Origin of the sequence: Sedimenticola hydrogenitrophicus, assembly GCF_025175675.1 — a bacterium.
GTDB classification, from domain to species: Bacteria; Pseudomonadota; Gammaproteobacteria; order Chromatiales; family Chromatiaceae; genus Sedimenticola; species Sedimenticola hydrogenitrophicus.
In genome coordinates, this window is record NZ_JANIOA010000023.1 from 64,503 (window position 1) to 75,641 (window position 11,139).

The 11,139-nt window shown below is 64.0% G+C and carries 7 protein-coding genes; all 7 read left to right on the forward strand.

Annotated features, from left to right (window positions below):
• The first annotated feature begins 12 nt into the window (after window positions 1–12).
• The 7 genes from cbiM (at window position 13) to NPX02_RS13435 (ending at window position 10,438) form a co-directional block, all read left to right on the forward strand.
• Window positions 13–612, forward strand: a complete 600-nt coding sequence (cbiM, locus tag NPX02_RS13405; protein WP_335342567.1) for a cobalt transporter CbiM — start codon at window positions 13–15, stop codon at window positions 610–612.
• A gap of 4 nt (window positions 613–616) precedes the next feature.
• Window positions 617–1,228: a hypothetical protein gene (locus NPX02_RS13410; protein WP_260294228.1), complete on the forward strand. Its 612-nt coding sequence runs from the start codon at window positions 617–619 to the stop codon at window positions 1,226–1,228.
• On the forward strand, window positions 1,225–1,986 hold the full coding sequence (gene cbiQ / locus NPX02_RS13415) for a cobalt ECF transporter T component CbiQ (RefSeq protein ID WP_260294229.1): 762 nt from the start codon (window positions 1,225–1,227) through the stop codon (window positions 1,984–1,986). Before NPX02_RS13410 ends, cbiQ begins: the two co-directional genes overlap by 4 nt.
• The gene (locus NPX02_RS13420) at window positions 1,983–2,774 is read left to right on the forward strand and encodes an energy-coupling factor ABC transporter ATP-binding protein (protein ID WP_260294230.1); all 792 of its coding nucleotides are present in this window, start codon (window positions 1,983–1,985) and stop codon (window positions 2,772–2,774) included. Before cbiQ ends, NPX02_RS13420 begins: the two co-directional genes overlap by 4 nt.
• A 125-nt stretch (window positions 2,775–2,899) precedes the next feature.
• Window positions 2,900–6,286, forward strand: a complete 3,387-nt coding sequence (locus tag NPX02_RS13425) for a mechanosensitive ion channel domain-containing protein (protein ID WP_260294232.1) — start codon at window positions 2,900–2,902, stop codon at window positions 6,284–6,286.
• Between the two features lie 378 nt (window positions 6,287–6,664).
• Window positions 6,665–8,509, forward strand: coding sequence for a DNA helicase RecQ (gene recQ, locus NPX02_RS13430; RefSeq protein WP_260294234.1), 1,845 nt, complete (start codon window positions 6,665–6,667; stop codon window positions 8,507–8,509).
• A 585-nt stretch (window positions 8,510–9,094) separates the two neighbouring features.
• On the forward strand, window positions 9,095–10,438 hold the full coding sequence (locus tag NPX02_RS13435) for a DASS family sodium-coupled anion symporter (RefSeq protein WP_335342566.1): 1,344 nt from the start codon (window positions 9,095–9,097) through the stop codon (window positions 10,436–10,438).
• Window positions 10,439–11,139: the final 701 nt, after the last annotated feature.

Consider the following 11,139-nt stretch of genomic DNA (forward strand, 5'->3'; position numbering starts at 1 on the left):
GCCATCGCCCATATCCCTGACGGTGTACTCTCCGCACCGGTACTGATCAGCGGTGCCGCCGTCACCACCTGCCTGCTGGCGGTGGCGATCCGGCGGCTCGATTTCGACCGCATCCCCCAGGCGGCGGTGCTCTCGGCCGCCTTCTTTATCGCCTCGCTGGTCTCGGTCCCGGTAGGCCCGAGCAGCGTGCACCTGATCCTGAACGGACTGATGGGGCTGATCCTGGGCTGGGCGGCGGTGCCCGCCATTCTGGTAGCCCTGCTCATGCAGGCGGTGTTTTTCGGCTACGGCGGCCTGCTGGTGCTCGGCGTCAACACCCTGAACATCGCCCTGCCGGCGCTGCTCTGCGCCGGCCTGCTGGGTCCGGCGCTCAGGCGCTCCAGCGGTCGCGCCAGCCTGGCCTGGGGGGCGGCCAGTGGCGCCCTGGGCGTAGTGCTGACCGGCACCCTGGTCAGTCTCAGCCTGGGCCTGAGCAGCAGTGATTATCTGCCGGCGGCCAAGGTGGTACTGGCCACCTATGCCCCGCTGATGGTGGCCGAGGCCGCGGTCACCGGCTTCACCCTGGCGTTCCTGCTCAAGGTGGCGCCGGAACTGATCACCCTGCAGGAGTAAACCGATGCCCCGCCTGCATCTAATAATAATCCCACTCCTGCTGTTGCACGGCAGCGCCGAGGCGCACCTGCTGAAACTGTTCGCCTATGTGGAGGGGCCGAACATCCACGGTTCGGTCTACTTCGCCGGCGGCGCCGAGGCGGCCGGCGCGGTCGTCACCGTCAGCGACACCGTCAGCGACCCGGGCGGCCAGCCGCTGGCGACACTGAATACCGACCCCCAGGGCGCCTTCAGCTATACCCCGGCGAACGCGGGGGAGTACCGGCTCCGGGCCGACACCGGTGACGGCCACCAGGCGGAGTGGCTGATCCGCGCAGCGGAGTTCGGCCCGACCGGCCCTGACGCCGCGATTTCAGCCGGGACCGGGAGCCGGCCGACGGCTACCGATCAAACGGGCCTGGCCGATCGACAGTTTGAAGACCGACAACTGATGGCGCTGATCGAGCAGGCGCTGGCGCGCCAGATCGGTCCGCTACGCGCGGCGCTGCAGCGTAGCGACGAGCGGGCGCGGCTGAGCGACATCCTCGGCGGCATCGGCTTTATCTTCGGTCTGGCCGGGATCGCCCTGTGGTGGCGCGGCCGACGGGGTGGACCGGGCGGCGGACCAAATAAATGATGCAGCTGACGCTCGCCCAGGAGAGTGCCCACGGAGACTGGCTCGGCCGCTTCGATCCGCGCCTGCGCCTGCTCACGGCCCTGCTGCTGGCCCTGACGGTAGTCGCGCTGCAACGCCTGCCGCTGCTGCTCACCGCCCTGTTGCTGGCGCTGCTGCTGGCGTGGCGGGTCGGCCTGAGCGGCCCGCTGCTGCGCAAGCGGCTGCTGGCCATGGAAGGCTTCATGATCGTGCTGCTGGTGATGCTGCCTTTCTCGGTGCCGGGAGAGAGCTGGCTGACCCTGGGGCCGTTCAGTGCCAGCCTGGAAGGCTTGTGGCGCGCCCTGGAGATCGTGCTCAGGGCCAACGCCGTGGTCATTCTGCTGATGGCGCTGATCGGCACCCTGGAACCGGTGGTCCTGGGCCATGCCCTGGGACAGCTGCGCCTGCCGCAGAAACTGATCCACCTGTTCCTGTTCACCGTGCGCTATATCGGCGTGCTGTTCGACGAGTACCAGACCCTGCGCCTGGCGATGCGCGCCCGCGCCTTCGTCGCCGGCAGCAACCGCCACACCTGGCGCAGCCTCGGCTGGCTGCTGGGCATGCTGCTGGTGCGCAGCCTGGAGCGCTCGCGGCGGATCCTCGCCGCCATGAAGTGCCGCGGCTTCAGCGGCCGCTTCTATCTGGTCAACCCGAATGTCTGGCGCCACCGCGACACCCTGGCGCTGTTCGCCGCGGGCGGCCTCGCCGCTATCCTGTTACTGCTGGAGCAGACCCTATGAATGAAATCCTGATCAGCCTGCAGGATATCGCCTTCGGCTACCCGGCCCATCCGGTACTCTCCGCGGTCAACTTCCATCTGCACCCCGGTGAGCGGGTCGCCCTGCTGGGAGAGAACGGCGCCGGCAAAACCACCCTGTTGCAACTGATGGTGGGCCTGCACAAACCCAGCGCCGGGCGCATCCACGCCTTCGGCCGGGAACGCCGCAGCGAGCAGGAGTTTCGCGAAGTGCGCGCCAGGGCCGGGCTGCTGTTCCAGGATGCCGACGACCAGCTGTTCTGCCCCACGGTGCTGGAGGATGTGATCTTCGGCCCGCTGAACCTGGGCCGCAGCGAGACCGAGGCCCGGGCGATCGCCGAACAGGTGCTGGACTCCCTGGGGCTCACCCACTATGCCGACCGGGTCACCCACAAGCTCTCCGGCGGCGAGAAACGGATGGTCTCACTGGCCACGGTGCTGGCCATGCAGCCACAGGTGCTGCTGATGGATGAGCCGACCAACGGACTGGATGAAAAGGCCGAACAGCGCCTGCTGGAACACCTGGAGTCCCTGCCCCAGGCGATGGTGTTCGTCTCCCACGACCGCAAACTGGTGGAGCGGCTGGCCACCCGCGCCGTGCTGATCCAGGACGGCACCCTGGTCGAAGGCATCATGCATAGCCATCCCCATCTGCATACCCATTCGCACCTGCACATCCACGCCGCCGGTATCGACGCCGGGCATGAGCACGACGGCAGCGTGCCGGAACACCGTCACGCCCATGGCGGGGCTGATCAGCGCTCGGGGTAAGGCACCCGGTTTGGCTTTGCCCGGTTGACAGTAGGCCCTGGGAATGGGATTTTTGAACCAATCGGTCAGGCGCTGGTCGGTATCTGCCATTATGGGCCATCAAAAACACAATCCCCGGGGAATGCGTGCATAACTTCTCAATTCAGCTTCAACTACTGTTCAAGGTACTGCTATTCAGCCTGCTCGGTTTGCTACTGACCCTGCCCGCGGTCGCGGCGCAAGAGGGTACACAAACCACCCCCCCGGGCACAACGATACCCGGCATCGAAGGCACCAAGGCAAAAATCGGCGAACTGGAAGCGGCCAGCGGGCAGGAGGGTGCCGACAACGGCGAGCTTGATAACTACCGCCAGACGCTGGAGCAGCTGCAACAGGCGGAGAAGGAGCAACAGCAGGCGGAACTCTACAAGCAGACGGTGGACAACGCCGAGCAGCAGCTCAATCAGCTGCGCAACGCCCTCAGCCGTTTCATCAAGCAGAGCAGCCAGCCCGCCATAGTGGCCAACTTGTCCGCTGAGGAACTGACCCGGCGCTACAACCAGTCCCTGTCGGAACGCCAGTTGGCCCAGACACAACTGCAGGACCTGGAAGAGCAGCGTGCCGTTCAGCGGGTCCGCCCGGAACAGTCGGGAATGGAGCTGGCCGACACCAAGCGGCAACTGGAGGAGACCGAGAACCGTCTCAATAGCGATACCAGCGGAACACTCCCGGCACACCGGAAACAGCTGCTGCTGGCCAGTCAGCTGATGCTGAAAAACAAGATCAACCGGCTACAGCTGGAGCGCCTCAGCCACACCCACCGCATGGACCAGCTGGCGCTGCGTATTGAACTGGGGCAGGCCCGGCTGAAGCAGGCCGACACCCTTGTCCAGCTGCTTCAGGAGCGGGTCTCTTCGTTGCAGGTGGAGGAGGCGCAGCAGGCCCGGCAACAAGCCGAGATCGTACAGCAGCAGGCGGCCGGCAAACATCCGCTGATCCAGCAGTATGCCGATCAAAACGCCGAGCTGAGCCAGAGGTTGTCCCAGCTCGCCACCCAGACTGAAGCGACCACACTGGAACTGGAAAAGACCCTGGCCCGCAAGGAGGCTATCCGCCAGAGTCAGGAACGGGTCCAGCAGCAGATCACCATTGGTGGCCTGGATGAGCAACCGGGCGGCGTGCTGCAGAAACAGCGTAGCGAGTTGCCGCGGCTGGCCGATCTGCAGAAGAGCGTGAATTTGCGCCGCGCCCAGATCGCCGCGGCGCGGCTGGAGTCGTTTCGCATCGAGGACCGGCGCCAGCAACTGCGGGCGGAGCTCGGCCACAATCTGATGAGTACAATCCAGCCGGAGGAGCTGACCGAGGCGGAGTGGAGCGGCATCCTCGAGGAACTGAAACAGCTGCTGGAAAACCGGCTGCTGCTGCTGGACAAGGTCAAGACCGCCTATGGCCGCTATGAAAAAGTACTGGCCGATCTCAGTGCCGAACAGCTCCAGCTCTATGACCGCGTGAAGCAGTACAGCGATCTGCTGGACCGTCACCTGCTCTGGATACCCTCAACCACCCGGATCGGAGGCGCCACCTTCACCCAGGCCATTGAGGCCCTGGGCTGGTTTTTCTCCGCCGACAACTGGGCCAACGCGGCCGAAGGCCTGGCGACCGGCCTGGAGCGCTACCCTTACCGGGTGATCCTGCTGGCGATCGTACTGGGCCTGCTGCTGCGCAACCGGGGCAAGATGTACCGGCGACTCGACCAGATTGCCCCGGCGGTCGGCAACGTCACCCGGGACAGCTTCAAGAACACGGTGCACGCGTTCCTCATCACCCTGCTGCTGGCGCTGCCCTGGCCGCTGCTGATGGCGGCGCTGGGCTGGTGGCTGACCACCGGCTCGGACCACTCCTTCATCGTCGCGGTCTCCATCGGCCTGCGCCGGGTGGCGGTGTTCTTTTTCATCATCCAGATTGTCCGCTACCTGTTCATTCCCAATGGCCTGGCGGAGGTGCACTTCCGCTGGGATCCGGCCAACGGCAAGCTGTTTCGCCACCATATGCACTGGCTGGTGGCGGCGCTGGTGCCGCTAGCGTTCACCGTGGGCGTATTCGAATGGGTGGAAAATGCGACCTACACCGACTCCCTGGGCCGGCTGGCGTTCATCGCCGGACTGCTGGTGACCGCGCTGTTTTTCCACCGCCTGCTCAATCCCTGGAGCGGTTTCCTGGCGGTTGATGCAAACGCCAACCGGAGTGATCTGAGCCGGCTCTGGTATCCCGCCGCCATGCTCGTCAACCTGAGCCTGACCCTGCTGGCCATCGAGGGATACTACTTCAGCGCGCTCAACCTGGAGCGCATGGTGTTCCTCTCGCTGATCTCCGGTGTGCTGATCTTCCTGGTCTACCACCTGTTCGTGCGCTGGCTGCTGGTGGCGGAGCGGCGCCTGGCACTGGCCCGGGCCAAGGCCAGGCGACAGGCGGCCCAGGAGGCCAAGATCGCCAGGGAGGCCGCCGACGCCGCCGGTGAGGGCATGCCGGAACTGGCGGAATTCGAGGCCGTCAACCTGGCCACCATCAATGAACAGACCCGCCGCCTGCTACGCGTCGGCTCGGGCCTCGTGTTCGCCACCCTGCTCTACCTGATCTGGGAGCAGCTGACGCCGGCCCTGAGCTGGCTCAACGCCGTGGTGCTGTGGCAGTTCGAGAGCGGCAGCGGCCAGCTCGCCAATATCTCCCTGTGGGACGGCCTGCTGGCCCTGGTGGCGCTGATGCTGACCCTGATCGCCGGCCGCAACCTGCCCGGCCTGCTGGAGATCGCCCTGCTGCAGCCGATGAACCTGGATCTCGGCAACCGCTATGCCGTCTCCAGCATGAGCCGCTACGTCATCTACGGCGGCGGCGCCCTGCTGGTGCTCAATCTGATCGGCCTGCAGTGGAGCGACGTACAGTGGCTGGTCGCCGCCATGGGCGTCGGTCTCGGTTTCGGACTGAAGGAGATCTTCGCCAACTTCTTCTCCGGCATCCTGATCCTGTTCGAGCGGCCCATCCGCATCGGCGACACGGTCACCATCGGCGATATCAGCGGTACCGTCTCGCGCATCCGCATCCGCGCCACCACCATCACCGACTGGGACAACAAGGAGCTGGTGGTGCCGAACAAGAACTTCATCACCGACCCGCTGATCAACTGGACCCTGTCGGACCCGATCACCCGTATCGTCATCAAGGTGGGTATCGCCTACGGCTCCGACACCGACCAGGCCCTGCGCATCATGACCCAGGTGGTGGAACGGCACCCCGATGTCATGAAGGAGCCGCGCGCCACCATCTTCTTCACCGGCTTCGGCGACAGCTCCCTGGATTTCGATATCCGCGTCTTCGTCAGCGACAACCTCAAGCGCATGCCGCTGATCCACGACCTGCACATGGCCCTGAACAAGGCGCTGGCCGAGGGCGGCATCGAGATCCCATTCCCGCAGCGGGATCTGCACCTGCGCTCGGTGGCGCCCGGGATCAATCCGCGGGGCGAGGACAAGGCCTAACCCTCCATCGATCAGCTCCCACACCGTAGGGGCAACCCCCTGTGGTTGCCCGGACAACCGAGCGGATACCGACCCGGGCAGGCACAGGGGCCTGCCCCTACGAAGGCAAGAGACCCATCCACCCGGCACATCGCCGATATCGATCCCGTAGGGGCAACCCCCTGTGGTTACCCGGACAACCGAGCGGATACCGACCCGGGCAGGCACGGGGCCTGCCCCTACGACGGCAAGAGGCCCATCTACCCGGCACATCGCCGATGTCGATCCCGTTGGGGCAACCCCCCGTGGTTGCCCAAGGTTCCGGGTGGCATCCGGCCGGGGCAGGCAGGCGGCCGACGCGCATTTGTGACAACCCACCACACCCTTTAGAATGCCCCGATGAACCCGACCCCGCCCACAGCCGACCGGCTGGACCAGACCCTCAGCCATGTCTTCGGCTATTCCCGCTTCCGCCCGCACCAGCGCCAGATCATCGAACAGCTCATCACCGGCGAATCGGCCTTCGTGCTGATGCCCACCGGCGGCGGCAAATCCCTCTGCTACCAGCTCCCCTCGCTACTGCGCCCCGGGGTCGGCATCGTCATTTCACCGTTGATCTCGCTGATGAAAGATCAGGTCGATGCACTGCGCGCCAACGGGGTGAAGGCAGCGTTTTACAACTCCTCCCTGGGCACGGACGAGGCCCGCCAGGTGCTGGCGCAACTGCACAGCCAGGAGCTGGAGCTGCTCTACATCGCCCCCGAGCGGCTGATGCGCGACGATTTCATCGAGCGGCTGCGCGAGGTCGAGATCGCCCTGATCGCCATCGACGAGGCGCACTGTGTCTCCCAGTGGGGACACGACTTCCGTCCCGAGTACGCCCAGTTGGGCCAGTTGGAGACCCTGTTTCCCGGAATCCCACGCATCGCCCTCACCGCCACCGCCGATCCGCAGACCCGCAAGGACATCCTGCGGGTGCTGCAGCTGGAACAGGCGGCCTGCCACATCACCGGCTTCGACCGTCCCAACATCCGCTATTCGGTGCTGGAGAAGCACAACCCGTTCAGTCAGCTGACCCGCTTTCTCGACGGACACCGGCAGGAGGCCGGCATCATCTACGCCCTGAGCCGCAAGCGGGTGGAGCGGCTCACCGCCCAGCTCTACGAGAAGGGCGTCCGTGCCGCCGCCTACCACGCCGGGCTCTCCTCCCAGCAGCGCCACTGGGTACAGGAGCAGTTCCTGCGTGACGAGATCGACATCGTCGTCGCCACCGTCGCCTTCGGTATGGGCATCGACAAGTCCAACGTGCGCTTCGTGGTGCACTACGACCTGCCGAAAAATATCGAGAGCTACTACCAGGAGACCGGCCGTGCCGGACGTGACGGCCTGCCCGCCGAGGCGCTGCTGCTGTTCGGCACCCAGGATATCGTGCTGGTGCGCCAGCTGGTGGAGAGCGGCGACAACCCGGAGCGGGTGCGCATCGAGCTGCACAAGCTGAACACCATGATCGCCCTGGCCGAGAGCGTCACCTGCCGCCGCCAGGTGCTGTTGAACTACTTCGGCGATCAGATCGAGGGCGGCTGCGGCAATTGCGACCTCTGCCTCGACCCGCCCGAGACCTTCGACGCCACCGAGGACGCCCGCAAGGGCCTCTCCTGCGTCTACCGGGTGGGCCAGGCGTTCGGCATCCGCCACGTCATCGACGTGCTGCGCGGCGCCGACAATGAACGCATCCGCCGCCTCGGCCACGACCGGCTCAGCACCTACGCCATCGGCGGCGACAAGAGCGAGATCGAGTGGTCCAGCCTGATCCGCCAGCTGATCCACCACGGCTATCTGTTGCAGGATATCGAACACTACTCGGTGCTGCGCCTGACTCCTGAGGCCAGGCCGGTGTTGCGCGGTGAAAAGCAGTTGCAGTTAGCGCTGCCGCGGATTCGCGAAAAGGCCAAACGCAAGGCCAAGGCACCCAAGGGGGCCACCGAGATCGGGCCTTATGACGAGGCCCTGTTCGAGCGCCTGCGTGCCCTGCGCAAGTCACTGGCCGACGCCGCCGGTGTTCCGCCCTACGTGGTGTTCGGTGACAACTCGCTGCTGCTGATGGCCCGGGACAAACCCACCGAGGTGGCGGAGTTTCTGCAGATCAGCGGGGTCGGCCAGGCCAAGCTGGAGCGCTACGGCGATGCGTTCATGAATGCCATTGCCACGCATGAGATCCGGCCGGCCGAAGGTGACGAAACATAAGTATCGAGGGGTCGGAGTCAACCCGCTCGACAAGTGACGGATTGACTACCCGGGATGGGCGGGTTGACTCCGACCCCGGTGTGTTCGGGCCGAGGGTGGCGCCGCGTAACATACCAAGGGGTTCGTAAGCTGCGCTCTGGAGAACCACGGATTCACACAGATAAACACAGATTCAGTCTTCTGGTCTCCTATCTGTGTGAATCTGTGTCTATCCGTGGTTCCATTTAGTCAGACCCGGATGGCATTTACTTAAGCCAAGAACCACCGTCATCCCGGCGCAGGCCGGAGTAGTGGTGCAGGGATGCACCGTTTATGGACCTAAGGATGGCATCCAGACTGCTTGAAGCACCAAGGGGTCGGAGTCAACCCACGCGACAAGTGACGGATTGACTATCCGGGGTGGGCGGGGTGACTCCGACCCCGGTGTGTTTTGGAACATAAAAATCAAGCAACCGCGAAGAACGCGAAGCTCGCGAAACGAATGGTCGGTGATGGGTGACAACTTTCGCGATTTTCGTACCTTTCGCGGTTCATCCGGAGGGGGCACAATAGCCCCATAACCAAAAATCGAACACGGAGAGGGAGATGGATCGACGCTGGATCACGCTGGGTGGGGCCTTGGGGATCGCCCTCGCCCTCTACTGGGGCAGCGACCTGGAGCTCCCCCTGCGCACCGGCCTCTCCATCCTCGCCTTTATCGCCCTGCTCTGGGTCACCGAGACCTTCCATATCACCATCACCGCCCTGCTGATACCGCTGCTGGCGGTGGCCAGCGGCATCTTCACCACCGGCGAGGCGCTGAAAAACTTTGCCCACCCCATCATCTTCCTGTTCCTCGGCGGCTTCGCCCTGGCGGCGGCACTGCACCGGCAGCGCTTGGACGTGCGCCTCGCCTCACTGGTGTTGCGTACGGCACGGGGACGGCTGTCGATCGCCGCGCTGCTGCTGTTCGCCACCACCGCCTTCGTTTCCATGTGGATCTCCAACACCGCCACTACGGCGATGATGCTGCCGTTGGCACTGGGCCTGCTGGCCTGCCTGGCGTATGAAGACCATCGTTCGACCTACTGGTATGTGCTGCTGGGGGTCGCCTACTCGGCCAATATCGGCGGTATCGGCACCCTGGTGGGGAGTCCGCCGAATGCGATCGCCGCGGCCGCGGCCGGTATCAGTTTTGCCGAATGGCTCAGTTTCGGCCTGCCGATCGTGATCGGCCTGCTACCGTTGATGTGGCTGCTGTTGTGGCTGGTGTTCCGCCCCGACCTGAACCATCATCTGCAAGCCGTCCCGGCGGAATCAACCACTGCGCCCCTGACACTGCAGCAGCACCTCACCCTGGGGGTATTTCTGCTCACCGTGCTGCTCTGGCTGTTGAGCCGGCCGATTGCGCGGTTTCTCGGAATTGACGCGGATTTCGACTCGCTGGTGGCGATCCTGGCCATCGTGCTGATCGCCGCCCTGCGGCTGGTGGAGTGGCGGGATATCGAAAATTCGGCCAACTGGGGCGTGCTGCTGCTGTTTGGCGGCGGCCTCACCCTCTCCGCCCTGCTCAAGGAGACCGGCACCAGCGTGTTTCTGGCGGAGGGGGCCGCCGGCCTGCTGCAGGGGGCGCCGCTGCTCCTGCTGCTGTTGGCCATTGTCCTGTTCATGGTGATGCTCACCGAGGTGGCCAGCAACACCGCCAGCAGCGCCCTGATGGTGCCCATCTTCGCCTCCATCGCCGAGGCCATGGGACTCTCCGCCAGCGTCATGGCGGTGGTGATCGCCATCGCTGCCTCCTGCGCCTTCATGCTGCCGGTCGCCACTCCGCCCAACGCCATCGTGTTCGGCTCGGGCTATATCCCCCAAGTGCAGATGATGCGCATCGGCCTGGTGCTGAACCTGGTACTGGCCTGCCTGATCAGCCTGGCGACCTGGTGGATCATTTAGCCACTTTTGGCCACCAGGCTGCCGATAAACACCATTGATGCGTTTTGCACGCTCGGCGCATCCACATCCTGGACGCCGCTATAGTATAAATCCCCATACACATCGCCCGGCCCTTAAACCCTGAACCCGGCTTGGCCCTTGCCCGGAAATTAGTTCATTGTTAATCGGATATTTGGTAGGCTTTTCTCTCGTCCACAGTTTTGACGCCGAAAGTAATCGGGGACAGCCAACGATTATCCAGGTGACGTCTGGCCCGCCGCGCACCAGCCACACCTGAACGCAGACGTCGCAAAGTGCCACAAGGAAGAGTCGTGTATGCATTTTGAGATTATCGGAAATATTAAGAGTCAGGAAACCTTTGCAACCGGCAAAGGTATCAGAGAGCTATCACGGTTGCAGAGGGAGTAACCGGTGACAGACCACGGTTTCCTGAAGGACATGGATGTATACGCAAAACAGAAAACCATGGTCTGCCCCCAAGTCCTGCGGAATTTGCAGGATGCCTCGGCGAATGAAGATGGGTTACGTCGTGCCTCCTCCACCCATCCTCGGTCTGGATTGATGTGGTGCACAAAAGGAAATAGTAGTGCCATTAGATAATGTCGCTGAAGGCTTATTCCGACTTATAGGAAGATTCATAGCTCATATGGTATTGGATATACTAATTGAAATCGTATTTTATGTAATTGGTAAGGTATTTC

Bases quoted from the DNA above. Each gene is read 5' to 3' on its own strand.
- NPX02_RS13410 (WP_260294228.1), top strand. From the start codon at position 617: ATGCCCCGCCTGCATCTAATAATAATCCCACTCCTGCTGTTGCACGGC.
- cbiQ (WP_260294229.1), top strand. From the start codon at position 1,225: ATGATGCAGCTGACGCTCGCCCAGGAGAGTGCCCACGGAGACTGGCTC.
- NPX02_RS13420 (WP_260294230.1), top strand. From the start codon at position 1,983: ATGAATGAAATCCTGATCAGCCTGCAGGATATCGCCTTCGGCTACCCG.
- recQ (WP_260294234.1), top strand. From the start codon at position 6,665: ATGAACCCGACCCCGCCCACAGCCGACCGGCTGGACCAGACCCTCAGC.
- NPX02_RS13435 (WP_335342566.1), top strand. From the start codon at position 9,095: ATGGATCGACGCTGGATCACGCTGGGTGGGGCCTTGGGGATCGCCCTC.